The organism is Nocardiopsis endophytica (assembly GCF_027706725.1).
In the GTDB taxonomy this organism is placed as follows: Bacteria; Actinomycetota; Actinomycetes; order Streptosporangiales; family Streptosporangiaceae; genus Nocardiopsis_A; species Nocardiopsis_A endophytica.
In genome coordinates this window covers 1-26,026 of the sequence record NZ_JAQFWQ010000037.1, presented here as the reverse complement: position 1 = coordinate 26,026, position 26,026 = coordinate 1, and the positions used below count along the sequence as shown (strand labels likewise).

The following is a 26,026-nucleotide window of genomic DNA, read 5'->3' as shown; positions in this document are numbered from 1 at the left end:
GCGAGGCGAATGCGCGACAATCGGGCGCGCACACCGCCCGCCCCTCCCCTCCCCGAGAAGGCCTGTCCCGACGTGTCCCTCGTCCTCCTCTTCGTCGGCGCCGTGCTGGTCGCCGTCGCCATGACCAACCGTGTGATCCGCTTCTACCCGGCCCTGGCCGTGCTCCCCGCCCGCCTCACCGAGGCCGGGCGCGCCACCCTCACCACGGTGGGCGGGAGCGCGCTGATCATCGCCTTCTTCCTGGCCCTGTCCGGGATCTGAGCCCCCGCGGCGATGATCTCGACGAAAGTGCCGCCATTTCGGCGGTTTTGACGGCACTCTCGTCGAGATCATCGCGGGAGGCGCGCTAGGCGTTGCGGGGAGTGACGCTGCCGACGCTTTCAGTGATGTCATACGGCTCGCACACAATCACTTCGCACACGACCCCGGCGATCCGTGTGCTCCCCGGGCCGCCCCGGCCTCAGCGCAGCACGCGCAGCAGGGAGCGGGCCGCCCCTGCGGCGGCCACGGCCCCGGCCAGCGCCGCGGCGCCCGCGGCGGCCTCGCGGCGCCGGCCGCGCTCACGGGCCGCCTTCAGCGCGGCCGCACGGTCGGTGTCGCTGAACGCGCCGCCGCACAGCTCCGCCGGGAGCTCCTGCGGACGCCACCGGCGGGGCCACACCGTCGCCACGGGGAGCGCCCCCTTGGCCGCCGTCCGGCTCTTCAGGCGGACCGGGCCGCCCTGCTCCCCGCCCCGCCCTTCGGGGCCGGGCCCTTCGGCCACCAGGTCACGCGGGGCGGGCCCGGTGTAGTACAGCTCTCCCGGTGCCGTGTTCAGCATCTCCGCCAGGATGCGGGCGCACGCGCGCGCGTCGCCCAGCGCCGTGTGCTGCCCCGACGGCCAGTGGCCGTTGAGCGCCAGGCTCGCCCGCGGCAGCGAGTACCGGTCCAGGTCGACCTGGGAGCGCAGCGCACGGAGCGTGCACAGTCCCGGGACCCCTTCGGGCAGCCCCGCCGGGACCAGCTCGGAGGCGAGGAACGCCGCCTCGAAGTCCAGGTTGTGCCCGACGACCACGGCTCCCGAGAACAGCCCTGCCAGCTCCCCGGCCAGTGCGCCGACGCGCGGCGCCCCCGCGGCGTCCCCGTCGGTGATGCCGTGGAACTCGCGCCCGCGCATCGGGGCGCCCGGGTCGACCAGGGTGCTGAACTCGCGCAGCACCGTGCCGTCGCCGCGCATCCGCACCACCGCGATCTCGCACACCCGCGCACCGGCGGCGGGGTCCAGCCCGGTGGTCTCCACGTCGAGGACGGCGTACTCCAGACCGCGCGCCGGAAGGGCGGACCCGCCCCGCACACGGGACAGCGCCCCGTGCGCGACCGCCCCGCGCGTACGCGGGCGCCCTGCCCTCATCCACTCCAGCATGCGGAACGTCCTCCCCCGTAGAACCCGTCACGGCGCCCCGACCGGCGGCGCCGCGCCGCTGCCCGACCCTACGGCACCCGTGCGACGGGTGCGGGAAGAGAGCCGCGGCGCATAACGTTGAGCCGTCTGTCCGATTTTGTCGCGAATGGAGGGCCTGGTGTCCCACCCGTCGTCCCCGCTGCCCGCGTACGTGCCGCTCGCCGAGGTCGTGCGCTCCGGATTCCGTGAGGGCGTGCACTACGGCGCCGTCATCGGCCTCACCGCGGACGGCGCACCCGGGTACGCGCGCGGGCCGGTCGAGGCCCCCATGTTCCCCCGGTCGGCCGCCAAGCCCTTCCAGGCGCTCGCCGCACTGCGCGCGGGGGCGCCGGTCTCCGGCCCCGAGCTGGCCATCGCCGCCGGCAGCCACAGCGGCCAGGACATCCACGCCGACATCGTCCGCAAGGTGCTCGCCGACGCCGGGCTCTCCCCCGAGGACCTGCGCTGCCCGGTCGACTGGCCGATGGGGCGGCGGTTCCGCGACGCGCTGCTCCGCTCGGGCGGGGAGCCGGACCGGCTGCTGATGAACTGCTCGGGCAAGCACGCGGCCATGCTCGCCGCCTGCGCCGCCCAGGGGTGGAGCACCGCCGACTACCTGGACCCCGCCCACCCGCTGCAGGCGATGGTGCGGGAGACCATCGAGGAGCTGTGCGGCGAGCCGGTCGCGCACACCGCCGTGGACGGCTGCGGCGCCCCGCAGATGGCCGTCTCCCTGCAGGGGCTCGCGCGCGGCATCCGCGCCATGGCCCTGGCCCCGGAGGGCACGCCCGAGGCGGCCGTCATCGCGGCCATGCGCGCCCACCCCGAGTACGTGGCCGGTGAGGGCCGCGTCGACACCCGCATCATGCGCGACCTGCCCGGCACGGTCTCCAAGATCGGCGCCGAGGGCGTCATCGTGCTCGCCGACGCCGAGGGGCGCACCGTCGCGGTCAAGGTCTCCGACGGCGACGCCGAGACCCGCGCCCGCGCCATGGTCGGGCTCACCGCCCTGCGGGAGCTGGGCGCCGACGTCTCCCCCGTCGCCGACCTGCTCAGCGTGGACCTGCTCGGCGGCGGCGAGCCGGTCGGCGCGATCCGGCCGCTTTAGCGGCCCGGGCGCCCGCCCCGCGGCGCCGGTGCGCGCCTATCGTGGAGACGGGTCCCCACCACCCCACATCCAGAGCGGAGCCATGGACCACATGGACAACGTCGTCATCGCGGGCGCGGGAATGGCCGGCCTGCACGCCGCCGAATCCCTGCGCGAGGCCGGCTTCGAGGGCCGCATCATCCTCGTCGGGGCGGAGGACGAGCGCCCCTACTCCCGGCCGCCCCTGTCCAAGGAGGTGCTGACCGGCGTCGGCGACGGCGCCGGGGTGGCGCTGCGCGACGACGCGGCCTTCGAGGCGCTCGGGCTCGACCTGCGGCTGGGGCGGGCCGCCGCACGGCTGCTGCCCGGGGAGCGGGCGGTGGAGCTGGACGACGGCGCCCGTGTCCAGGGCGACGGGGTGATCGTGGCGACCGGCGCGCGCGCCCGCCGCCCTGACACGGACCTGGCCGGGGTGCACGTGCTGCGCACCCTGGCCGACGCCGAGGCGCTCCGGGCCGACCTGGACAAGTACGACCGCGTCGCCGTGGTCGGCGCCGGGTTCGTCGGGGCCGAGGTGGCGGCCAGCGCGCGGGCGCTCGGCCGGGAGGTCGTGCTGATCGAGGCGGCGCCGACGCCGCTCACCCGTGCGGTCGACCCGCGCGTCGGGCGGATCCTGACCGACCTGCACCGCGACACCGGCGTGGACGTCCGGCTGGGCACGTGGGTGTCCGGGTACGAGGGCGCGGGCGGTCGCGTGGAGCGGGTGCGCCTGGCCGACGGGTCGGCCGTGGAGGCGCCGGTGGTGGTCTGCGGGCTGGGCGTCGACCTCAACACCGAGTGGCTGGAGGGGTCGGGGGTCGCGCTGGCCGGCGGCGCCGGGGGCGTGGAGTGCGACGCGCTCGGGCGCACGTCGGTGCCGAACGTCTACGCCGCCGGGGACCTGGCGAACTTCCCGCACCCGCGCTACGGCGGCCGGATGCGGCTGGAGCACTGGACCAACGCCGGGGAGCAGGCGGGGGTGGCCGCGCGCAACCTGCTGGCCGGGTCGGGGGCCGCCGAGGAGTACGCCCCGGTGCCCTACTTCTGGTCGGACCAGTACAAGCGGAAGATCCAGCTGCTGGGGCAGGCCGCGCCCGCCGACACCGTCGAGTTCGTGCACGGCTCGCCCGAGGAGCGCAAGTTCGTCGCCTTCTTCGGGCGGGAGGGGCTGCTCATCGGGGTGCTGGGGCTGAAGTCCACGCCGAAGGTGATGCGCTACCGCCCGCTCCTGGCCGAGCGCACCGCCTGGGAGGACGCGCTGGAGGCGGCGGGCAGGTAGGACCGGGGAGGGCCGGGTAGGGCGCGGTGCCCCCGGCCCGGTCGTACCCGGGCGGCGCGCCGCGGTGCCCGCCGCCCGGCCCGTCCTGCGGGTGCTGCCGGTTCTGCCGATTCTGCCGGTGCCGCCCTCAGTCCTCCAGGCTCAGCGCCTGCTTGGGGCACATCCGGACGGCCTCCTCCAGCTTGGGGCGGAGCTCCTCGGGCGGCTCCTCCTGCAGGATGTAGAGGTTGTCGTCGTCGCGGACCTCGAACACCTCGGGCAGGATGCCCATGCAGACGGCGTTGCTCTCGCAGAGGTCGTAGTCGACCTTGACCTTCATCGTGAGCCTCCTTGCGCGGATCGTGATCCCGAGCCTAATCCGCACCGCCCGCCCCGCGCCGCCGCGGCCCCCGATCGGACCCGGGGCCGCGTCAGGATCGCGTCAAGGGGGCGGGGTCACGACGCGGCGAAGCGGTCGGTCGCCTCGATGAGTCGGTGCAGGATGCCAGGCTCGCTGAAGGCGTGGCCCGCGTCGTCGACGATGTGGAAGTCCGCTTCCGGCCACGCCTTGTGGAGGTCGAATGCGGTCCGCGCCGGGGTGCACACGTCGTAGCGCCCCTGCACGATGACGCCGGGGATGCCGCGCAGCCGCCCGGCCCGCTCGATGAGCTGGCCGGGGGTGAAGAAGCCCCCGTTGGAGAAGTAGTGGTTCTCGATGCGGGCGAAGGCCAGCGCGTAGTCGTCCTCGGCGTGCTGGGCCCGCACCGCCTCGTTGGGCAGCAGCGTCACCGTGGACCCCTCCCACACGCTCCAGGCGCGGGCCGCCTCCAGGCGGACGGCGCGGTCGGGGTGGTCGAGCCGCTTGGCGTAGGCGGAGATGAGGTCGCCGCGCTCCTCCTCGGGGATCGGCGCGAGGTAGCCGTCCCACACGTCGGGGAAGATGTGGCTCGCGCCCTCCTGGTAGAACCACTTCAGCTCGTCGTCGCGCAGGGTGAAGATGCCGCGCACCACCAGGGCGCTGACGCGTTCGGGGTGCTCCTCGGCGTAGGCCAGGGCGAGCGCGCTGCCCCAGGAGCCGCCGAAGACCAGCCACTGCTCGGCGCCGATCATCTCGCGCAGCCGCTCCATGTCGGCCACCAGGTTCCAGGTGGTGTTGGCCGAGAGGTCCACGTCCATGCCGGAGGCGTGCGGGGTGCTGCGGCCGCAGTTGCGCTGGTCGAACAGGAGGATCTTGTAGCGCTCGGGGTCGAAGAGGCGGCGGTGGTCGGGGCCGCAGCCGCCGCCGGGGCCGCCGTGCAGGAACACCGCGGGTTTGCCGTCGGGGTTGCCGCACAGCTCCCAGTAGACGCTGTCGCCGCCGCCCACGTCGAGCATCCCGCTGTCGTAGGGCGTGATCGGGGGGTACAGGGTCCGCTGGGACATCGGCGTCCGCCTTCCGTTCTCTCGTCGTGGGGCCTAGAGGTCGGCCCCGGGTCGGGCTACAGGCGCCTCAGCAGCTCGGCCTTCTTCGCGGCGAACTCCTCCTCGGTGACGAGGCCGTCGTCGCGCAGTGCGGCCAGCTCACGGATGCGCCGGGAGACCTCCTCCGGTTCGGAGCGGGGCCCGGCGTCCGGCGCCGGCGCCTCCACCTGCTCCGGGGCCCCTCCTTCTCTATCACCGAGGGCCGCGGCGGCGCCCGCCCCGGTCGGCAGGTGCGCGTTGACCACCGCGGCCAGCAGGCGCAGGCGCGCCTGCTCGCGGCCGTCCTGCGACCCGAGCGCGGCCGGGTCCTTGCGGACGGAGCCCCCGGAGGAGGGCTCCCCGGCGACGGTGAAGCGGATCCCGGCCCACCCTCCCTGGTCGGCCGGCACCCACTCGACGCGCACCAGGCGGTCGAGGGGCAGCACCCGCCCGCCGCGGCGCTGCTCGTCCCTGCCGCGCGGCCGCTTCCAGTGCAGGCGCACCTCCGCGCCGTCGAAGACCGCCTCGCCGCCGTCGCAGTAGGCCTTGAAGGGCGGTGCGGGCACCAGTGAGCGCGCCACCGCGCCGGGGTCGGGGGCCGCCCCGGTCGTCTGGGCCCCCTCGGCGAGCACGCGGAGCTGGTCGGCCTGGTACTCGGCGGTGAGGACGGTGTCGGACGGCCCGGTCAGCTCGAAGGGGTCGCCCTTCTCCTCCGCCCCGGGAACGCTCGCCGCGAAGGGGTCGGCGCCGTCGGCCAGGCGCACGGCCAGCCGCCACCGCCTCCGGCCCGCGCCGGCCTGGAAGTCCACCCCGGCGACCGCCGCGTAGGGCACGGAGCAGCGGCGCAGGAGGCGGAGCAGGCGGTGCACCCGCCAGCGGTCCGCGTAGTCGATGTGGAGCGCGTCCGCGCCGAAGGTCCACGTGCCCTGGTGTCCGCTCAGGTCGCTCACCGGACCGATGCTAGCCCTCCGCCGCACGGCCTCCGCGGCCCGCGACGGCGGCCCTGGCAGCGGCCCGGGACGGCGGTCCGGGACAGGGGGGACCCCCAGCGGTTAGAGTGACAGCGCTCACACACCGGATGCGGAGGTCCCTCCATGCCGAACCCCGCCACCGCCGAGTTCCGGGCGGCGCGCGACCTGCTGCTGGAGCTCCGGGAGGACCGCGCCCAGGCGCACGCGCGCTTCTCCTGGCCCCGGCCCGACCACTTCAACTGGGCGCAGGACCACTTCGACCCGGCCGCCGAGGAGCATCCCGACCGGCTCGCCCTGTGGATCGTGGACGAGGACGGCTCGGAGACGCGGCTGACCTACCGGGAGATGGCCGAGCGGAGCAGGCAGACCGCGAACTGGCTGCACAACCAGGGCGTGCACCGGGGCGACCGGGTCCTGGTGATGCTGGGCAACCAGGTGGAGCTGTGGGAGACCACGCTGGCCGCGATCCGCCTGGGCGCGGTGCTCATCCCCGCCACGCCGCTGCTGACCTCCGGCGACCTGGCCGACCGGATCGAGCGCGGCGGGGTGCGGCACGTGATCGCCAACGCCGCCGACACCCCCAAGTTCGAGGGGGTGCCCGGGCACTGGACCCGGATCAGCGTCGGCTACATGGAGGGCTGGCTGCCCTACACCGACTGCCGCCACGCCGCCCTGGACTTCGCGCCCGACCACCGGACGCTGGCCGACGACCCGCTGCTGCTGTACTTCACCTCCGGCACCACCTCGGCGCCCAAGCTGGTGCAGCACACCCACCTGTCGTACCCGGCCGGGCACCTGTCCACCATGTACTGGGTGGGCATCCGCCCCGGCGACGTGCACCTGAACATCTCCTCCCCCGGGTGGGCCAAGCACGCCTACAGCAGCGTGTTCGCCCCGTGGAACGCCCAGGCCACGGTGCTGTCGGTGAACCAGGCCCGGTTCGACGCGGCCGCGCTCCTGGCGACGGTGCGCCGGTGCGGGGTGGACACCTTCTGCGCCCCGCCGACCGTGTGGCGCATGCTCATCCAGGCCGACCTGGGGTCGGGCGCCGCCCCGGTGCGCGAGGCGGTGTCGGCCGGGGAGCCGCTCAACCCGGAGGTGATCGAGCAGGTGCGCACCGCCTGGGGGATCACCGTGCGCGACGGGTTCGGGCAGACCGAGACCACCGTGACGGTCGGCAACTCCCCCGGCCAGGACGTGCGGCCGGGGTCGATGGGCCTGCCGATGCCGGGCTATGAGGTGGTGCTGGCCGACCCGGTGACCGGGCGGGACGGCGACCAGGGCGAGGTGTGCGTGTCGCTGCGGGACGCCCCGGTGGGGGTGATGGCCGGGTACGCCGACAGCGAGGAGCGCACCGCCGAGGTGATGCGCGACGGGCTGTACCACACCGGCGACGTGGCCTCCCGGGACACAGGCGGGCACATCACCTACATCGGCCGACGCGACGACGTGTTCAAGGCCTCCGACTACCGCATCTCCCCCTTCGAGCTGGAGAGCGTGCTGATCGAGCACGAGGCGGTCGCCGAGGCGGCGGTCGTGCCCTCCCCCGACCCGGTGCGGCTGGCGGTGCCCAAGGCGTTCGTCACCCTGGTGGCGGGGGCGAAGCCCGACGCCGACACCGCCCGTTCGATCCTGGCGTTCTGCAGGGAGCGGCTGGCGCCGTACAAGCGGGTGCGGCGGCTGGAGTTCGCAGCGCTGCCCAAGACGGTCTCCGGAAAGATCCGCCGGGTGGAGCTGCGCACCGCCGAGCACGAGCGCGGGGCGCCGGAGAAGGAGCGCAACCCCGGGGAGTTCTGGGAGGAGGACCTGCCCGGCCTCAAGGAGTGAGTCTCACCTGCTGAGAAGGCCCGCGATGACCCGCACCACACTCCCGCCCCACGGCTCGGACCGGCACCTGTGTTGGCGCTAGGGTTCCAGGAGGGCCGACCGGGGACGACGGGGATGAGGAGCATCCGACACCATGACGAGCAGCACCAATGACACCCGCATCGCCAGTTACCGGCCGCTGGTCGCGCCGCGCGACGTTCTGGCCGAACTGCCGATGGGCCCCGAGCGCACGGCGCTGGTCGAGGACGCCCGGGCCGAGGTCGCGCGGGTGCTGAACGGCGAGGACGACCGGCTGCTGGTCATCGTGGGGCCGTGCTCGGTGCACGACCCGGAGGCGGCGCTCGACTACGCGCGCCGCCTGAAGGACCTGACGCCGTCGGTCGCGGCCGACCTGTGCGTGGTGATGCGGGTCTACTTCGAGAAGCCGCGCACCACCCTGGGCTGGAAGGGCCTGATCAACGACCCGGGGCTGGACGAGAGCCACGACGTGCACCGAGGCCTGCGCACGGCGCGCAAGCTGCTGCTGGACATCGGCTCGCTGGGGGTCCCGGCGGGCACCGAGTTCCTCGACCCGATCACCCCGCAGTACATCGCCGACGCCGTCACCTGGGGGGCGATCGGCGCCCGCACCACCGAGAGCCAGGTGCACCGCCAGCTCAGCAGCGGCCTGAGCATGCCGGTCGGCTTCAAGAACGGCACCGACGGCGACGTGCAGGTGGCGGTGGACGCCTGCGGCGCGGCCGCCGCCCCGCACACCTTCTTCGGTGTCGACCCGGCCGGGGCCGGGTCGGTCGTCAGCACCAGCGGCAACCCGGACTGCCACCTCATCCTGCGCGGCGGGCGCACCGGCCCCAACTACGGGGCCGAGCACGTGCGGTCCGCGCTGGACGCGGTGGAGGGCGCCGGGCTGCGCCGCCGGGTGATGATCGACGCCTCGCACGCCAACAGCGGCAAGGACCACAAGCGCCAGCCGGCCGTCGCCCAGGACATCGCGGCCCAGATCTCCGAGGGCGAGCGGGGCATCGTCGGCGTGATGCTGGAGAGCTTCATCGAGGAGGGCGCCCAGAAGCTGGGCGACCCGTCCGAGCTGGTGTACGGCAAGTCGATCACCGACAAGTGCATGGGCTGGGACACCACCGTCGACGTCCTGCAGGGCCTGGCCGAGGCGGTGCGCCGCCGCCGCAAGGCCTGAGCACCGCGAAGGGCCCAGCACGCACCGCGTGCTGGGCCCTTTTCGCGTCTCTCCTCCTGCGCTCAGTCGACGCCGGCGGCTTCGAGGGTCTCGGGGTCCGGCGCCTTGGTGAGCAGGCTGGCGGCCACGAGGGCGAGCAGCGCCGCGGGGAGCGCGACGACCACGCCGTTGACGTCGCCGGGCGTGCCGGCCAGTTGCCAGCCGATGGTGGTGGCGGCGCCGACGACCAGGGCGGCGACCGCCCCGGCCGTGGTGGCGCGCTTCCAGAACAGCACCGCGAACACCGCGGGGGTGATGGCCGCACCGTAGATGGTGTAGGAGTACATCTGCAGTTCGAGCACGGTCGGGAAGAACAGCCCGAGGGCGAACGCGACCACCGCGATGACCAGCACCGCGCCCCGCTGCACCGCCAGGCCGCGGCGCCCGCCCGCCTCGCCCTGCGCGCCCTTGGCGAAGCGCGCGTAGAGGTCGTAGGCGATGTTGGAGGCGGCCGACAGCATGAACGACGAGCCGGTGGTGATGACGAAGGCGACCGCCCCGGCGAGGATGAGGCCGCCGAGCACGGCGGGCAGGTGGCCTTCGGAGGCCAGGGCCAGGACGGCCATGTCGCCGTTGATGCCGGGCATGAGCACCGCGGCCGCCGAGGCCAGCAGGACCACCGGGACGAAGACGAAGAAGCTGGAGACCAGCATGCCCACGGTGGACGCGCGGGCGGCGCGCTCGTCCTTGGCGGCGGTGAGGCGCTGGTAGATGTTCTGGTCGGCGAGCAGGAGCAGGAACAGCGGCAGGAAGTAGCCGAGGAGCTGCAGGGCGGTGAGCCCGCCGGTGGGTGTGGTGGCCGCCTCGGGCAGGCCGTCCCAGTAGGCGGCGGGGCCGCCGACGGCGGCGAAGACCAGCGGCAGGGACACGAACAGGCCGAGCACGATGAGGATCGCCGAAAGGAAGTCGGTGTAGGCCACCGAGAAGAGGCCGCCGGTGACGGTGAGCAGGGTGACCACGACCGCCACCAGGACCGTGCCCTGGGTGGCGCTCAGCGGGGTGATCAGGCCGACCACGTAGCCCCCGCCGATGAACTGGGAGGCGACCAGGCCGATGTAGGCGAGCGCGGTGACGGCGGCGGCGACGGTGCGGACCCCGGTGCCGAAGCGGGCCTCCAGCAGCTCGGGGACGGTGTGCCGGGAGGCCCGCCGGATGCGCCGGGCGGCGAGCAGCAGGACGAGGATGCCCAGCGGGGTCCCGGCGAAGAAGACGAGCCCGGCGACGGGGCCGTAGGTGTAGGCGAAGTTGGCGCCGCCGATGATGGTCCCGGACCCCACCCAGGTCACCAGCAGGGTGGCGATCATGACGGGCCGGGGCAGGCTGCGCCCGGCGAACAGGAAGTCGTCACCGCCGCCGAGCCGGCCCGAGCGGAGGAAGTACACGGCGACGCCCACCATGGCCAGCAGGTACACGGCGAGGATCACGAGATGGACGGTCTGCATGGAACACCTTCGCGGAAGACCGGGCAGGGGGACGGGCCCACAGAGGGCCGGGGTCGGATCCGAACGATTGCGATGTAAGCAGCACGAACCTGTGTCATGCAACACTCATTGCATTTGATGTGATCCACATCACTATCCCTCCGGTGCCGCATCCCCCCAGATCAGCCCCCTCACGAGAGAGCCGGAGCGACGCCGTCCCTCCCGGCGGGCCGGCGGGGTGAGGGGTGGAGGGCGGCGACAAGGAAAGGTCGGCGCCCCTCACCGCAGCGCCGCCGAGCGCGGCGCGTGCGGGTGGTCGCCGCGGCTGGCAGCGCTGCGCCAGGGGCTGCTGACTTGCGTCGTCACCGCCCTTCAACCCGGAACGTCAGGTGGCCTGGTACCCGGCAGGCACCCCGGAGAGGGGGAGCCGACCGATGGCCCCTGCCCGTGTCAGAAGAGTTCGGCCTGTTCCCACAGGGCCTCGGTGCGGCGGACGGCCTGGAGGGCCTCATCGCCGCCGATGCGGGTCAGTTCGGCCAGCAGTGCGTGGACGACGGCCATCACCGGCGTCAGGGACGGGAACATGCCCACCCCTTCGCTCGGGACCAGGATCACGTGCGCGGCCTCCTCGACCAGGGGCGAGTCCCTCCGGTCGGTGATCACGGCGGTGGCGACGGACCGCTCGGCGGCCATGCGGGCGGCCGAGCGGATCACGCGGGGGACCCGCCACAGGTCGCACACCAGGACCAGGTCGCCCTTCCTCAGCCGGGACACGGCGGCAACGAGCGCGGTCCCCCCGGTGTCGCGCAGCTCCACGTCGTAGCCCATGATCCCGGCGGCGTGCGAGAGCTGCAGCCCCGGCGCGGCGAACGTCCCCGAGCCGAGCACCAGGGTCCGCCGCGCGCCGTGCAGCGCCTGCGCCAGGGCGCGCACCCGCTCCGGCTCCAGGGTGCGGTCGAGGGTGCGCAGGGCCTCGCGGTCGGAGCGGACGGCGTCGCGGACCGGGTCGGCGGTGTCGGCGTGCTCGGCCAGCACCTCGCCCGCGGTGAGCGAGGCCAGGTACCGCGAGCGCAGCTCCACGCGCAGGGCGGGCCAGCCCGAGAAGCCGAGCTGCTGGGCGGCGCGCACCACGGTCGCGACGTTCACCTCGGCCCGCGCGGCCAGCTCGGCGGTGCTGGCGTAGGAGGCGAACCTCGGGTCGTCGCGCAGCACCCGGACCACCCGCTCGGCGGCACGCCCCAGGCGGCCGCCCGCCAGCGCCTCCTCGATCCAGTCCGGCATCTCGGCCCTCCGCCTCCGCTCTCCCGCCCGGTTCGGGCCCGTCCCGGCCCGGCGACCATTGTCGCCTCGCCCCGGCCCGGCCCGGCACCGCACCGGCGGCCGGGACCGCGAAGGCGCCCCCGGCCCTCCCCCCACCCCGTCATGCAACATATATTGCGAATGAGGCGCGCATCACCCGGCGCGCCGCTGGCACCCGCGACCGGAGGTACCCCATGGCCGACCGCCCCCGCACCACCCTGTTCACCGGCGCCGCCCTCCTCGACCCCGAGGCGGGCACCCGCACCCCCGGCTCCTGGCTGCTCGCCGACGAGGGCCGCATCGCCGCCACCGGGCAGGGCCGGGCCCCCGACCCCGGAGAGGGGGCGCGCACCGTCGACCTCGCGGGGGCCACGCTCATGCCCGGCCTGATCGACGCCCACGTCCACCCCACCGCCTTCAGCGCCGACCTGGGCGCGGCCATGGACCACTCGCCCTCCTACGCCACCGCCTTCGCCGCCCGCTCCCTCAACGACATGCTGCACCGCGGCTTCACCACCGTCCGCGACGTCGCCGGGGGCGACTGGGGCCTGGCCCAGGCCGTCGACGAGGGGCTGATCGACGGCCCGCGCCTGCTGTTCGGCGGCAAGGCGCTCTCCCAGACCGGCGGGCACGGCGACTTCCGCGGCCCCGGCCGCCAGGACACCGGGTCGCACGGCTGCTGCCCGAGCACCGGCCTGGTGTGCGACGGGGCGACGGCGTTCCGCCGCGCCGCCCGCGACCAGCTGCGCACCGGCGCCCACCACATCAAGATCATGCTCTCCGGCGGGGTCGCCTCGCCGACCGACCGGATCGACTCCACCCAGTCCGCCGAGGAGGAGATCCGCGCCGTGGTCGAGGAGGCCGAGGCCGCCAACCGGTACGTCACCGGCCACGCCTACACCGCCCGCGCCGTCAACCGGGGCCTGCGGCTGGGCGTGCGCTGCATCGAGCACGGCAACCTCATCGACGAATCCAGCCTGGAGCTGTTCCTGCAGCGCCGGGCGTTCCTCGTGCCCACCCTGGTCACCTACCAGGAGCTGGCCCGCCAGGGGGCGCGCAACGGGCTGCCCCCGGAGAGCCAGGCCAAGGTGTCCACCGTGCTCGACCGCGGGCTGGAGGCGCTGCGCATGGCGCACGAGGCCGGGGTGGACCTGGTCTTCGGCACCGACCTGCTCGGCGGCATGCAGGCCCACCAGAGCGAGGAGTTCGCGATCCGGGCCCAGGTGCAGCCCGCCGCGGCCGTACTGCGCTCGGCCACGTGCACCGCCGCCCGGCTGCTGAACCTGGAGGGCCGGGTGGGCACCCTGCGCGCGGGCGCCGACGCCGACCTGGTGGTCGTCGACGGCGACCCGCTGGCCGACGTCACCGTGCTGGCGGAGCCGGAGAAGAACGTGCGCGCGGTGGTGCGCGGCGGCGAGGTCCGCGTCGACCGCGGCCTGGGCGCCCCGGCGCGGGGCTGAGCCGCCCCACGTCCACGGCGGGCGCCACGGTCACGGCAGGTGCCACGGTCCAGGTCATGGGCCTGTCCAGGGGCGGCTCCCCGGGGCCGCCCCTGTGCTCGCCGGAGGTGCGCTGCTACTCTGAAGCCGGTCGACGACCCCGCACGGGAGAGAGTCCGCGCAGCCGGCGCGGGCCGCCGAAGGAGCAAACCCTCCCCAGAGAACCTCTCAGGCGCTGCGGACCGTACGGGCGAGACCACTCTGGAAAGCAGGGGCACCGCCGCCCCTCGCCGAAGGTGCAAGCCGCGCCGTGCGCGCGGTGAAGCTCTCAGGCACCGATGACAGAGGGGGAGGATGGCTACGCCTTTGGATTCACAACGACGACCATCCTCTCGGGAGTGACCATGACATCCGCCGGCGGCGCGTCCGCGAACCTCCGCGAAACCGCCCTCCGCTCCGCGCATGAGGCGCTGGGCGCCACCCTGGTCGACTTCGCGGGCTGGCTGATGCCCCTGCGCTACTCCGGCGAGAAGGCCGAGCACACGGCCGTCCGGGAGAAGGCGGGCCTGTTCGACCTCTCCCACATGGGCGAGGTCCGCGTCACCGGGCCCCAGGCCGCCGGCGTCCTCGACCACGCGATGGTCGGGTTCCTGTCCAAGGTCGCCGTGGGCCGCGCCCGGTACACGATGATCACCGACGAGGACGGCGGCGTCCTCGACGACCTGATCGTCTACCGCCTCGCCGACGACGACTACCTGGTCGTCCCCAACGCGGCCAACGCCGCCACGGTGCTGGCCGCACTCCAGGAGCGGGCCCAGGGCTTCGACGCCCGGGTGGAGGACCGCTCCGCCGACACCGCGCTCATCGCCCTCCAGGGTCCGGCGGCCGTGGACATCCTGGCGCCGCTCACCGACGCCGACCTGTCGGAGATCAAGTACTACGCGGGGTACCGGCACACCGTCGCCGGGCAGCCGGTGCTGCTCGCCCGCACCGGCTACACCGGCGAGGACGGCTTCGAGCTGTTCATCGAGCCCGCCTCGGCCGCCCCCGCCGTGTGGGACGCCCTGCTCAAGGCCGGCGAGCCGCACGGGCTGGTCCCGGCCGGGCTGTCGGCGCGCGACACCCTGCGCCTGGAGGCCGGGATGCCGCTGTACGGCCAGGAGCTGACCCGCGACCTCACCCCCTTCGACGCCGGGCTGGGCCGGGTCGTCAAGTTCGAGAAGGGCGACTTCGTCGGCCGGGCGGCGCTGGAGCGCGCCGCCGAGCGCAGCGCCGACCGCAGCGGCGGGCGCCGCCTGATCGGGCTGTCCGCGCGCGGGCGCCGCCCCATCCGCAAGGACATGCCGCTGCTGCGCGACGGTGAGCAGGTCGGCACGCTCACCAGCGGCGCCCCCTCCCCCACCCAGGGCACGCCCATCGCGATGGCCTACGTCGACGCCGACCTGGACACCGCGGCCGGGGAGTTCGCCGTGGACGTGCGCGGGCGCACCGAGCCCGTGGACGTCGTCGAGCTCCCGTTCTACAAGCGGGAACGCTGAGTTCCGGCGGCGCCGCGGCGCCGCCGCCCCGGTCGCGAGCCGTGTGTGCGGGCAGGCGGCCCACCGGGCAGAATTGCCACCGGGTGGGTGCGATCCGCACGAAGCGCCCGCGGTCGATCGGCCCCCCGCGGCGGCCGGACCCGGTAACCGGACACCACTGACGAATCCTCCTGGAGAGAAATTGAGCGTTCCCGCGGAGTTGAGCTACACCGAAGAGCACGAGTGGGTCTCCATCAGCGACGGCGTGGCGACGGTCGGCATCACCAAGTACGCCGCCGAGGCGCTCGGTGAGATCGTCTTCGTCGAGCCGCCGGAGACGGGCGCCACCGTGGCCGCCGGGGACACCTGCGGCGAGGTGGAGTCCACCAAGTCCGTGAGCGACATCTACGCTCCGGTCAGCGGCGAGGTGGTCGACGTCAACGCCGCCGCCGTGGAGGACCCTGAGATCATCGGAACGGACCCTTACGGGCAGGGCTGGCTGTTCAAGGTCGAGCTGTCCGAGGAGCCGAAGGACCTTCTCTCCCCGGAGAAGTACACCCAGCTGACCGAAGGCGAAGGCTGATTCCATGACCGATCGCACCCTTCTCGACCAGACCCTCAAGGAATTCGACCCCGAGGTCGCCGCGGCCGTCGACAAGGAGCTGTCCCGCCAGCGGGGCACCCTGGAGATGATCGCCTCGGAGAACTTCGCTCCGCGCGCCGTGCTTGAGGCCCAGGGCACGGTGCTCACCAACAAGTACGCCGAGGGGTACCCGGGGCGGCGCTACTACGGCGGCTGCGAGTACGTCGACGTGGTGGAGCAGCTGGCCATCGACCGCGCCAAGGCGCTGTTCGGCGCCGAGCACGCCAACGTGCAGCCGCACTCGGGCGCCCAGGCCAACACCGCGGTCTACTTCGCCCTGCTCAAGCCGGGCGACACGATCCTGGGGCTGGACCTGGCGCACGGCGGCCACCTCACCCACGGGATGAAGATCAACTACTCGGGTAAGATCCTCAACCCCGTGCCCTACCACGTGCGCGACGAGGACGGCCTGGTCGACTACGACGAGGTGGAGCGGCTGGCCAAGGAGCACCGCCCGGCGATGATCGTCGCCGGCTGGTCGGCCTACCCGCGGCAGCTCGACTTCGCCCGGTTCCGGGAGATCGCCGACGCGGTGGGCGCCTACCTGATGGTGGACATGGCGCACTTCGCCGGCCTGGTCGCCGCGGGGCTGCACCCCAACCCGGTGCCGTTCGCCGACGTGGTCACCACCACCACCCACAAGACGCTGGGCGGCCCCCGCTCCGGGCTCATCCTGTGCAAGGAGGAGCTGGCCAAGAAGATCAACTCCGCGGTCTTCCCGGGAATGCAGGGCGGTCCGCTGGAGCACGTGATCGCGGGCAAGGCGGTGGCGCTCAAGGCGGCCGCCTCCGACGACTTCCGCGACCGCCAGGAGCGCACGGTGGCCGGGGCGCGCATCCTCGCCGAGCGGCTGACCCGCCCCGACGCGGCCGAGGCCGGGGTGAAGGTGCTCAGCGGCGGCACCGACGTGCACCTGGTGCTGGTGGACCTGGTCGACTCCGAGCTCAACGGCCAGGAGGCCGAGGACCGCCTGGACGAGATCGGCATCACCGTCAACCGCAACGCGGTGCCGAACGACCCGCGCCCGCCGATGGTGACCTCGGGGCTGCGCATCGGCACCCCGGCGCTGGCCACCCGCGGGTTCGGCGAGGAGGACTTCGCCGAGGTCGCCGACGTCATCGCCGAGGCGCTCAAGCCGGGCTACGACGCCGCGGCCCTGCGCGGCCGGGTCGAGGCCCTGGTGCGCAAGCACCCGCTCTACCCGGACCTGTAGGCCCGGGCCCGGCCGCACGGCCGGGAGCCTTCGGCGACGAGGCCGGGCCGGGCGCGGCCCCGACACTTCGGGCGGGGCCGCGCGCGACCCGGCTATTTTCGTATCCGGGGGGTGTTCCCGTATCCGCACCCCGTTCCCCTATCCGCATCCCCTGTGCTCGACGAGGAGGGCAGGACAGATGGCCATCAGCGTCTTCGACCTGTTCAAGACCGGCATCGGACCGTCCAGTTCGCACACCGTGGGCCCGATGAAGGCCGCCGCGACCTTCGTCGACGGCCTGGCCGCCGAGGGCGCGGCGGAGCGGACGGCCGCCCTGCGCTGCGACCTGTACGGGTCGCTGGCACTCACCGGGAAGGGGCACGGCAGCGACACCGCCGTCGTCCTGGGGCTGCTCGGCGAGACCCCGGAGGGGGTGGACCCGGACGCGGTGCCGGACCTGCTGGAGGCGGTGCGCACGAGCGGGCGGCTGCGGCTGGGCGGCACCGGGCCCGAGATCGCCTTCGACCCGGCGCGCGACGTGGAGTTCCTGCGCAAGGAGACGCTGCCGGGGCACCCCAACGGGATGCGGTTCACCGCCTTCGACGCCGAGGGCGGGGAGCTGCGCTCCAATGTCTACTACTCGGTGGGCGGCGGCTTCGTGGTGGACGAGGAGGCCTCCGGGGCGGACCGGATCATCCCGGACACCACCCCGGTGCCCTACCCCTTCGCCACCGCGCAGGAGCTGCTTGAGGTGTGCCGTGAGACCGGCATGTCGATCAGCTCGGTGATGCTCGCCAACGAGCGCGCGTTCGGCCGCACCCCCGAGCAGGTGCGGTCCGAGCTGCTGGAGATCTGGCGGGTGATGCGGGCCTGCGTGCGGCGGGGGGTGACCACCGAGGGGACGCTGCCGGGCGGGCTGCGGGTGCCGCGCCGGGCGCACCGGCTGTACCGGCAGCTCGGGGGGCGCTGCGACGAGGCGGGCCTGCTGCCGCCGGACGACGCCGACCGGTCGGACCCGCTGCACGGCAGCGACTGGATCACCCTGTACGCGCTGGCGGTGAACGAGGAGAACGCGGCCGGCGGGCGGGTGGTCACCGCCCCGACCAACGGTGCGGCCGGGATCGTCCCGGCGGTGCTGCACTACTACACCCACTTCCTCCGGGGCGCGGGCGAGGACGGCGTGGTCCGGTTCCTGCTGGCGGCGGGGGCGATCGGGATCCTGTTCAAGGAGAACGCCTCGATCTCGGGCGCCGAGGTGGGCTGCCAGGGCGAGGTCGGCTCGGCGTCGTCGATGGCGGCCGGCGGGCTGGCCGAGGCCCTGGGCGCGACCCCGTCCCAGGTGGAGAACGCCGCGGAGATCGCGATGGAGCACAACCTGGGGCTGACCTGCGACCCCATCGGGGGGCTGGTCCAGGTGCCGTGCATCGAGCGCAACGCGGTGGCGTCGGTGAAGGCGGTGACCGCCACCCGCATGGCGATGCGGGGCGACGGCAGCCACTTCGTGTCCCTGGACAAGGTGATTGAGACGGTTCGCACCACAGGCCGTGACATGTCTGATAAGTACAAGGAGACGAGTCGCGGCGGGCTGGCCGTGAACGTCATCGAGTGCTGACAGACAAGGACATGCATGGTCAAGAGGGTTGTCAAGGTCGCCCGACTGTCCAAACACCGTCACGAGTCCGCCTCGGTCGAGCGCCAGCTCTCCAAGGGGCAGGCGTGGGCGGACCTGAACGATGCCGTCGTCGCGGGTCAGGCCGTGGACGTGGACGTCTCCGGGGACGTCCCACCGTGGGAGCGTCCGGAGCTGGGCGAGTGGCTCAAGCGTCCAGAGGACTTCGACGTACTGACCTTCTGGAAGCTCGACAGGTTGGCGCGAAGCCTCAAGGGCTTCGTTGACTTCCTGGAGTGGGCTGAGAAGAACGAAGTCGAACTCGTCTTCCTGGATGACAGGATCGATCTGACCTCGGACATGGGTCAGCTTCTCGCAAAGATCCTCGCGGCCTTCGCTGAGTTCGAGCTGAAGACCATTAAGGGGAGGACGCAGGACGGGATCAACGCCGTCATCCAGAGCGGTCGGTGGAAGGGCGGTATCCCGCCGTACGGGTACCGTCCGGTCAAGGAGGTTCGGAACGAGGTCTACGGCTGGTATCTCGTCAAGGACACCGAGAGCCAGACGGACACCGCCTCCCGGGTACTGGAACTGGTTCGTCGGGTCGTTGACGACCATGAAGCCGTCGCCCGAATCAGGGACGACTTCACCGAGCGCGGAGTCCCTACCTCATCCGACGCCCACCGTATCCGCATGGGCAAGGAACCGAAGGGAGCCAAGTGGACCACGTCGCAGATCATCAAGGTCCTTCGGAGCCGTGCCCTACTCGGAGAGTACGAGACCCATTCGGGAGAGACCACACGCAACGCACAGACCGGCATGGTCGTCCAGAAGGCTGAACCTCTGATCGCCCCTTCCCGCTGGAACGACCTTCAAGAGTGCTTGGACCGGGCGAGCCGTAAGAAGACGCAGAACCGAAAGGGCGGCTCGATGCTCGCACAGGTCGCCATGTGCGATGTCTGCTCCCGACCCCTGCACCACTTCCAGAGCGGGACACGCCCCTACTACCGATGCTCTTCCTACTCTCTCCCTGAAGGACGTTGCGCCAACAAGATGGTCCGGTCCGGGACCATCGAGAAGGCTGTCTCTGACTATGTCATCTTCCTGGTCGGAGACCTTGAGAAGAAGGAACGTGTCGTCGTCCCTGGCATCGACTATTCACGAGACATCGCCAGTGTTGATGAGGCGCTAGAAAACCTTATCGGCAACATGACGACCCTCAAACCTGGTTCCCGAGCAGCGGATGCAGCGCGCAAACAGATCGAAGAGTTGGAAAAGCGACGAGAAGCACTCGAAGCCCTTCCCACTCGCCCTGAGGAAATCAAATTCGTTGGTACCGGCGTGACTGCCGGGGACTCCTGGAACGCTATGACCTACCAGGAGAAAGGTGCTTTCCTTCGGAACCACGACTTCAAGGTGTGGTTCCGCGACACCAACCAGACGAGCCACCCAGAACCCGCCTTCCGGTTCTCAGGCAGAGATCTCGAAGAGCTGTACACCCAAGCGACGGGGATCGATCCCGGAAGCCCTGAGGCCGAAGATTGGGCACTTCGGGTCGAACTTGCAAGCGAGGGCACCACTCGCATTACAGGCGTCCCCATGGAAGAGATTGACTTCCAAGCTTCACCAGAGCAGCGACAGCAGCAGTCTGCCGAGTGGCAAGCGAAGAACCCCCATAGGTATGACCCCTTCTTGGAACAAGCAACTCCAGCAACGGGGACTCACGCCCCAGATGCATAGTTGTGCAGACCCTTACCTACCTATATACACCCTTATGTTCGCTATAAACCACCTTGCCCCCTGCCTAGGGGCGTTACCGGAGCCCTGAACTCAGGAATCCTCCTCGACGGAGAGGGCAACTTCAGCTTTGCTCGCCCAGGCCGCCCTCTGATAGCTAGGCTGGTCATGAGCGCGCTGAACACCATGAGGCGCCCCACCTTGCGGAGTAGTGGTGTCCCGATGATCAACTGGAGCAACCTCGATCCAGCAAGGATCGAACGTGCGGTAAAGATACTCATTCGACGCCTTCACCCTTCGGCCCAAGGGGTCGACGGCTCAGGCGGGGACGATGGTAAAGACATCTTCTTGGACACCCCCGAAGGTTTGACGATCTTCGAGATAAAATCATTCTCCAAACGCCTCACAAGCCAACAGAAGAGTCAAATAAAGAAGTCGCTCAAGAACGCGAGCACACATCACCCCAAGTGTTGGATCCTAATCCAACCACTTGATCCATCACCCAAGGAGATAGTTTGGTTCAACAACCTCCGGAAGCTTCATAAGGACATTATCCTAGAATGGCGAGGAAGAGACTGGCTCGACGGACAATTTTCTTTGCATGAGGACATTCGTCGCTACGTCGAGGGATCAGATTATGATCTTCTGACACGCGCCAGCGAGCTAAACCATGAGGTTTCTGCCCTAAGCAACGGTATTTCTGATGCCGAGAAGCGCCTAAAGGGTCTCAGCAAGCGCGTTGATGAGCTTTCTCCATGCTATGCAGTAGACCTTGAAGTTCGCGATGGAGTGGCTTCCTTCTTCCTCAGAGAGAAGTTTCCCGGAGCCTCTGAAATGGATCCGATACATGCCACTCCCACGTTCATTTTTCCCGCACAGGATGAGGGCGCCCGAGCAGCTCAAGCTTCCCTGCAAAATGCACTTGACTACGGTGAGGGATGTAGAATCCCCGGACGCTACATCCAGGGGATCGATATTCAAGCCTCCGAGGAAACCAAGAAGCTCCTCAATTTCAACGAGGAGGACAAGTACGAGTACCTGGATATCCTACCGATCGACAGTAGTGACGGTCTGCCCTTGCCAGCCACTCTGGAGGTCTCTTTCTCTGAAGCGAGCCCACCTCCACAGAGCCTCCCTCTTCAGTTTACAAGGAAGGGGATTGGGCGGAAGGGAATCATGCTCTCAGGGGGTGACACGTCAGGCTTGATCACGGTCACTGCCAGATTTGACCACCCAGGAGCACGCCACGGACGCGCAGATATAAATCTAAAATTCGCCGCCATGCAAGGCTTTTTCCCGTTCGCTATTCGCCCCATATGCGAGTTCATCTTATCGGCACTCGAAGGGGACCACATCTCCCTAAAGTTTGGACATCTCGAGGACAAGGCAAAGGAATTTAATAGTGAACTATTCGAAGAATTCAAGTTCTCGGCCCGACTGGTTATTGCTCTGGATGACCTCCAGAAAGCAACCAAGCAGTCCTTCAGGACTCCCGGAGATTTGACAATCGAAGACCTGTACACCATCGAGATGGCTAGAGATTTGGCCACCAAAGGGTCTGCAGACTGGATCTACCAGGGACTCCCCTGGAAGGTCAACCACGCAGAGATCAGCGACTTCCTTGAAAAGTTTGGCCCCGATAATCGAGGGGCAATTTTCGTTGTTTCTGAGAGCCTCACTATCCCCGTAGGGGAACATGTGTTCCAGTTCGGCCCCGTGAGAATTGGATCCTCACACATGGAGTTGATAAACCGATCCGAAATTGAATCTGCCGCTGGAGGCACTTTGGACCCCGAGGCTCACTTCCGATGCTTGGAAGGGGACAAGATCACAGTGACGCGCCTTCGCCAACCCTCCGAGTGAGAAGACGGATCCCGTGAGCCCAGAGCACTGGACGGATCTGATCATGCACGAGCGACACGCCGTGGTGTGCCCTGACATGCGCTGTTAACCGTAGCACTCGCCCTGTCATCCGCACTATGAGGGACACCGGCCGGGAGATGATGGACAAGTACAAGGAGACCAGCCGAGGAGGACTGGCGGTCAACGTCATCGAGTGCTGAGGGTTTGTAAGACCGCTCAGCGAGAGCGCCGGGAGAGCAGAGCCGCGACTTCGTCGGCCTCCAGGACATCCCCTGCCTCGATGTCCGCGCGCGACTCCGCGAGTTGGTGCAGGGCCTCTGGGCTTGCGAGCACGTCTAAGGTCTCTTCCAGACTGCCCGGATCCTCGTCCCTCATTGAGCCAGCTTCCTGTTGAGCTCGGCCGACAGTGCGACGACGCGCTCCGCAGCTCTCATGATGCGGTGGTCGCCGTGCCGCTCACCCTCGTGCGCACCAGGCGGTTCCATGGTTCCTCCGGCCTCTTCCGCCTGCGGAGCCGGCTCCGGCCCGGCCTCCCAGGAACCCATGGCACACCCCCTGATCATTCGCCTGCGGCCTCACGGTACTCGGGCTAGCGCCAGAAGATGCCGATGACGAGGAAGACCATCTACGTGGACCCGGAGGACCTCGCCCTCATCAAGGATGACGGCGCGGCGGCGGGGCGTCTCGCAAGCGCACATCATCCGTGAAGCGATCCTTCTGGCCGCCATGGCGAACCGTGTGTGGGACGAGCCGATCGACTGACCCATGTTCAGCAGGTGTGAGCCGGTCGACGGCGATCGCTGACGCCCTGCCCCCTCTCTCAGGGTGGTGCCGGCTCCCCCACGGACTCGGGGTCCTGGTTCATGTACGTACGTCCAACCTCGCCCGTACCGTCGTCCCCATGTCCACAGCGGTATCGGCGGCGCCGTCGCGCCCGTCCACTAGGCCTCGGCGCATCCTCGACATCGACGCTCTGAGGTCCTTCGCGCTCTTCGGGATCCTCGTCGTCAACATCGGGTACTTCGCCTCGGGATACACCTTCCACCAGGTCCACGACCCCGCGTTCGCGTCCGTGGCGGACACGGCGGCGCACTGGGTCGTGACGGTGTTCTTCGAGATGAAGTTCTACCTGCTCTTCTCGTTCCTGTTCGGGTACAGCCTCACTCTGCAGATCGACTCGGCCGCTCGGAAGGGCGTCGACTTCCGGCCGCGCTTCCTGCGCAGGCTGGCCGCGCTCCTGGCCATCGGCGCCCTGCACGCCGTCCTGCTCTTCCAGGGCGACATCCTCACCACCTACGCCCTGCTCGGCCTGCTCCTCCTCGCCCTGCACCGGATCCGACCGCGCGCCGCGCTCATCACCGCCGGGGTGATCACCGCTCTCATGACGGTCCAGTTCCTGGCGATGGCCGCCACCGGGGTGGCCGAGGTGGACACCGGCGCCGCCCTCGCCGCCGGGGCGCAGACGACCTCGGCGCTGGCGGGCGGCCCACTCGACGTCGTCGCCGAGCACCTCCGGTCGCTGCCGCACATGGCCGTGGCCCTGGTGGGCATGCAGGGCCCGGTGGCCTTCGCCGCGTTCCTCACCGGGCTGGCCGCAGGCAAGCACCGCGTCCTCGCCGACCCGGCCGCGCACGACCGGGCGCTGCGCCTGGCGCAGTGGGTCGGCTTCCCCGTCGGCCTGGCCGGATCACTGGTCCTCGCCGCGCTGGGCGGCACCGCGGACCCGGCCGGGGTCGCCGTAGCGGTGGTGACCGCGCCGTTCCTCACGGCCGCCTACTCCGCCACCCTGCTCCGCTTCTTCCGGACCGGCGCCGGATCCCGGACCGCCGCTGTGCTGGCGCCCGCCGGACGGATGGCGCTGACCAACTACCTGGCCCAGTCGCTGCTGTGCGTGCTGCTGTTCACCGGCGTCGGCCTCGGGCTGGTCGGCCAGGTCTCCCCCGCCCTGGTGCTGCTGATCGCCGCCGGGATCTACCTGCTCCAGCTGGGCGCGTCCGCGTGGTGGATGTCCGGACACGCCTACGGCCCCGTCGAGTGGGCGCTGCGGGCCGCCACGAACCTGGAGGTGCCCCGGTGGCGGATCGGCGGCGCCCACCGCAGGTGACGGGGCCGTCGTACGGTGCCGCCATTCCGGGCCGTCAGCCCATCTGGCTCATGTCCATGTACATCAGCTCCCACAGGTGGCCGTCGGGGTCGAGGAAGGCGCTGCCGTACATGGGCCCGTCGGCGGTCGGCTCCCGGGTGACGGTGCCCCCGGCCGTCCGGGCGCGCTCGGTGAGCGTGTCGACCTCCATGCCGCTCTCGGCGGACAGCGCCACGATGACCTCGCGGCTCTTCTCGGTGTCGGCCACGGGCTTGTCGGTGAACTGCCCGAAGAACTCCGGGAGCAGGACCATCACGTAGATCTCGTCGCTGACCACCACACAGGCCGCGTTCTCGTCGCTGAACTGCGGATTGATCGTGAACCCGAGGTCGGTGTAGAAGGTCTTGGCCCGGTCGAGGTCGGAGACGGGCAGGTTGATGAAGACTTTCCTGTTCTCAGCCATGGACCGACGCTAGCCCCGACCGGTGACGTTCCGGAGGCCCTTCACCCGAACTTGGGGAAATCATGGCCTTCCGGACAACACCCCCGCCCGTGGCGCCGATCGCGCCGCAGCCGCCCGGGCACCGTTCCCTTGGAGGGCACCCAGGGGATCAGGCCTGGACCGGTGCCGGTTCGTGGCGGTCGCGCAGCAGGCTCTCCCGGGCCTCGTCGCTCTGCAGGGGGCATCCGCCGCAGTAGGCGCCGCCGAACCGGTAGTAGAAGCAGCACCCGCCCTTGACCAGGAACGTCCGCTCCGGGCGGTGGGCGGGGCGCCCGGCCAGGGCGACGGTGAACGGCCGCTGCCGGGGCGCGACCCGGTCCCGGTCCCGGTTGAGCAGGCGGACCATGCGCGCGGCCCGGTCCCAGGCGGCGGCCTGGTCGGCGCCGACCTCCTCGGCCGCCGCGAGCAGCGCCGAGTGCGGGGCGTCGGCGATCACGCCCCACTGGGCCCGCGCCCCGAACCGGGTGGCGGCGCGGACGGCCTCCACGACCGGGTCGAGGACCGCGACCGCTCCGGCCATGACCCATTCGTCGAGTTCACGGTCGCCGGGGAGCTCGACGACGCCGGGGCGGCGCCCCATCGGGTCGCCGGGCAGGACGCCGACGGTGCCCTGCCGGACGGCGGCCTCGACGATGCGCCCGTTCTCGTCAGGCCGCACCCACAGCCGTTCGGGGGCCAACTCGGGGGCGCGCCCGGTGAGGTAGGCGGAGGCCGAGGCGAAGCAGAGGACCTGGCGTCCGACGTCGGTGGCCAGGAAGGAGGCCGCGGAGGTGCGGTGGCCTTCGCAGGAGCGGCGCATGAGCAGGTCGATCAGCTCGGGCACCCGCTCGGGCAGCCGGTCGGCGCGGATCCACCCCTCCCCGTCCGGGCCGGAGGCATTCGGAGCGACCAGCCGCACGCGGAAGTAGAGGGTGCGCTCGTTGACCCAGCGCACGACCCCGGCGAGCGGGTGGCAGCTCTTCATGGATCCCCCTTGGACACGACACCGCCCCGGAGAGGACCGGAACACGGCGGAACAGGGATGCCCGGGACACCACGGGCGATCGCGACTGAAGGTAAGCCTAGCCTCATCTGAGCATCACGGGAAACACCGGGGGCCCAGAAACCGCACCGGCGCGCCCCCGGACGCACCCACCGGTCCTGCCCATGATCCGACGCACGAGCGGACACAACGCACACAGCCAGGGAACGGGCACACAGAAGGCCGTCACAGGGGCGACGACGGCAGAGCCGGTACCCCGCTCACGGGCTCCGGCCGCCCGCCGGACCGCCGAGGTGCAAGGTGGAGGGCGGCGATGAGGAGACGTCGGCGGCCCGCACCGCAGCGCTGTCGGCCATGGGGCGTGTGCGCGGTCACCGGAGATGGCAGCAACGGCGACAGCGGGGTGGTTCTCGGCCCTGCCTGCCGGGCGCCGGGCCCCTCCGCGATGATCTCGGGAAAAACGACG

Annotated in this window: 21 protein-coding genes and 1 riboswitch; of the genes, 13 read left to right on the top strand and 8 right to left on the bottom strand. The window is 71.1% G+C overall.

What is annotated here, in order from left to right:
- Positions 1 to 72 precede the first annotated feature (72 nt).
- Positions 73 to 261 carry a hypothetical protein gene (locus O4J56_RS14535; protein WP_270686309.1) on the top strand — a complete coding sequence of 63 codons (189 nt, stop codon included), beginning with the start codon at positions 73 to 75 and terminating at the stop codon, positions 259 to 261.
- Positions 262 to 460: 199 nt separating this feature from the next.
- Here the strand turns inward: O4J56_RS14535 and O4J56_RS14530 are convergent, their stop codons facing one another.
- Positions 461 to 1,402, bottom strand: a complete 942-nt coding sequence (locus O4J56_RS14530) for a 3'-5' exonuclease (RefSeq protein WP_270686308.1) — start codon at positions 1,400 to 1,402, stop codon at positions 461 to 463.
- A 145-nt stretch (positions 1,403 to 1,547) separates the two neighbouring features.
- Here O4J56_RS14530 and O4J56_RS14525 point away from each other — a divergent pair, with 145 nt between their 5' ends.
- The gene (locus tag O4J56_RS14525; RefSeq protein ID WP_270686307.1) at positions 1,548 to 2,528 is read left to right on the top strand and encodes an asparaginase; all 981 of its coding nucleotides are present in this window, start codon (positions 1,548 to 1,550) and stop codon (positions 2,526 to 2,528) included.
- A gap of 91 nt (positions 2,529 to 2,619) precedes the next feature.
- Positions 2,620 to 3,825 (top strand): NAD(P)/FAD-dependent oxidoreductase, encoded by a 1,206-nt coding sequence (locus O4J56_RS14520; protein WP_270686337.1) that lies wholly within the window; start codon positions 2,620 to 2,622, stop codon positions 3,823 to 3,825.
- A 127-nt stretch (positions 3,826 to 3,952) separates the two neighbouring features.
- On the opposite strand, the gene O4J56_RS14515 is transcribed toward O4J56_RS14520, so the two are convergent.
- The 3 genes from O4J56_RS14515 to O4J56_RS14505 form a co-directional block, all read right to left on the bottom strand.
- Positions 3,953 to 4,144: a ferredoxin gene (locus O4J56_RS14515; protein ID WP_270676230.1), complete on the bottom strand. Its 192-nt coding sequence runs from the start codon at positions 4,142 to 4,144 to the stop codon at positions 3,953 to 3,955.
- Positions 4,145 to 4,260: 116 nt separating this feature from the next.
- On the bottom strand, positions 4,261 to 5,226 hold the full coding sequence (pip, locus tag O4J56_RS14510) for a prolyl aminopeptidase (RefSeq protein ID WP_270686306.1): 966 nt from the start codon (positions 5,224 to 5,226) through the stop codon (positions 4,261 to 4,263).
- Positions 5,227 to 5,282: 56 nt separating this feature from the next.
- Positions 5,283 to 6,194 (bottom strand): DUF4429 domain-containing protein, encoded by a 912-nt coding sequence (locus tag O4J56_RS14505; protein WP_270686305.1) that lies wholly within the window; start codon positions 6,192 to 6,194, stop codon positions 5,283 to 5,285.
- A gap of 144 nt (positions 6,195 to 6,338) precedes the next feature.
- On the opposite strand from O4J56_RS14505, the gene O4J56_RS14500 reads away from it, so the two are divergent.
- Both O4J56_RS14500 and O4J56_RS14495 read left to right on the top strand, forming a co-directional pair.
- Positions 6,339 to 8,042, top strand: a complete 1,704-nt coding sequence (locus O4J56_RS14500) for an AMP-binding protein (RefSeq protein WP_270686304.1) — start codon at positions 6,339 to 6,341, stop codon at positions 8,040 to 8,042.
- Positions 8,043 to 8,175: 133 nt separating this feature from the next.
- On the top strand, positions 8,176 to 9,234 hold the full coding sequence (locus tag O4J56_RS14495) for a 3-deoxy-7-phosphoheptulonate synthase (RefSeq protein WP_270686303.1): 1,059 nt from the start codon (positions 8,176 to 8,178) through the stop codon (positions 9,232 to 9,234).
- Between the two features lie 62 nt (positions 9,235 to 9,296).
- On the opposite strand, the gene O4J56_RS14490 is transcribed toward O4J56_RS14495, so the two are convergent.
- Both O4J56_RS14490 and O4J56_RS14485 read right to left on the bottom strand, forming a co-directional pair.
- Positions 9,297 to 10,715 (bottom strand): sodium:solute symporter family protein, encoded by a 1,419-nt coding sequence (locus tag O4J56_RS14490; RefSeq protein WP_270686302.1) that lies wholly within the window; start codon positions 10,713 to 10,715, stop codon positions 9,297 to 9,299.
- Positions 10,716 to 11,144: 429 nt separating this feature from the next.
- Positions 11,145 to 11,975 (bottom strand): MurR/RpiR family transcriptional regulator, encoded by an 831-nt coding sequence (locus O4J56_RS14485; protein WP_270686301.1) that lies wholly within the window; start codon positions 11,973 to 11,975, stop codon positions 11,145 to 11,147.
- 212 nt (positions 11,976 to 12,187) lie between these two features.
- Between O4J56_RS14485 and O4J56_RS14480 the strand changes: the two genes are divergently transcribed.
- The 8 genes from O4J56_RS14480 to O4J56_RS14445 all read left to right on the top strand — a co-directional run bounded on the left by O4J56_RS14480 (position 12,188) and on the right by O4J56_RS14445 (position 24,097).
- The gene (locus tag O4J56_RS14480) at positions 12,188 to 13,453 is read left to right on the top strand and encodes a metal-dependent hydrolase family protein (protein WP_270686300.1); all 1,266 of its coding nucleotides are present in this window, start codon (positions 12,188 to 12,190) and stop codon (positions 13,451 to 13,453) included.
- A gap of 230 nt (positions 13,454 to 13,683) precedes the next feature.
- A riboswitch (glycine riboswitch) is annotated at positions 13,684 to 13,787 on the top strand.
- A 49-nt stretch (positions 13,788 to 13,836) separates the two neighbouring features.
- Entirely contained in the window at positions 13,837 to 14,970 is a 1,134-nt protein-coding gene (gcvT, locus tag O4J56_RS14475; protein WP_270686336.1) for a glycine cleavage system aminomethyltransferase GcvT, read from the top strand.
- A gap of 181 nt (positions 14,971 to 15,151) precedes the next feature.
- The gene (gene gcvH / locus O4J56_RS14470) at positions 15,152 to 15,532 is read left to right on the top strand and encodes a glycine cleavage system protein GcvH (protein WP_270686299.1); all 381 of its coding nucleotides are present in this window, start codon (positions 15,152 to 15,154) and stop codon (positions 15,530 to 15,532) included.
- 4 nt (positions 15,533 to 15,536) lie between these two features.
- Complete coding sequence (locus tag O4J56_RS14465; protein WP_270686298.1) at positions 15,537 to 16,805, top strand: serine hydroxymethyltransferase; 1,269 nt, start codon at positions 15,537 to 15,539, stop codon at positions 16,803 to 16,805.
- A 178-nt stretch (positions 16,806 to 16,983) separates the two neighbouring features.
- Positions 16,984 to 18,396, top strand: a complete 1,413-nt coding sequence (locus tag O4J56_RS14460; protein ID WP_270686297.1) for an L-serine ammonia-lyase — start codon at positions 16,984 to 16,986, stop codon at positions 18,394 to 18,396.
- A gap of 15 nt (positions 18,397 to 18,411) precedes the next feature.
- On the top strand, positions 18,412 to 20,133 hold the full coding sequence (locus O4J56_RS14455; RefSeq protein WP_270686296.1) for a recombinase family protein: 1,722 nt from the start codon (positions 18,412 to 18,414) through the stop codon (positions 20,131 to 20,133).
- A 165-nt stretch (positions 20,134 to 20,298) separates the two neighbouring features.
- Positions 20,299 to 21,993, top strand: a complete 1,695-nt coding sequence (locus tag O4J56_RS14450; protein WP_270686295.1) for a hypothetical protein — start codon at positions 20,299 to 20,301, stop codon at positions 21,991 to 21,993.
- 901 nt (positions 21,994 to 22,894) lie between these two features.
- Complete coding sequence (locus O4J56_RS14445; protein ID WP_270686294.1) at positions 22,895 to 24,097, top strand: DUF418 domain-containing protein; 1,203 nt, start codon at positions 22,895 to 22,897, stop codon at positions 24,095 to 24,097.
- A 34-nt stretch (positions 24,098 to 24,131) separates the two neighbouring features.
- Here O4J56_RS14445 and O4J56_RS14440 read toward each other — a convergent pair whose 3' ends face one another.
- Together O4J56_RS14440 and O4J56_RS14435 are read right to left on the bottom strand one after the other, a co-directional pair.
- Entirely contained in the window at positions 24,132 to 24,539 is a 408-nt protein-coding gene (locus tag O4J56_RS14440; RefSeq protein ID WP_270686293.1) for a VOC family protein, read from the bottom strand.
- Positions 24,540 to 24,687: 148 nt separating this feature from the next.
- Positions 24,688 to 25,542, bottom strand: coding sequence for a hypothetical protein (locus O4J56_RS14435; RefSeq protein ID WP_270686292.1), 855 nt, complete (start codon positions 25,540 to 25,542; stop codon positions 24,688 to 24,690).
- Positions 25,543 to 26,026 lie beyond the last annotated feature (484 nt).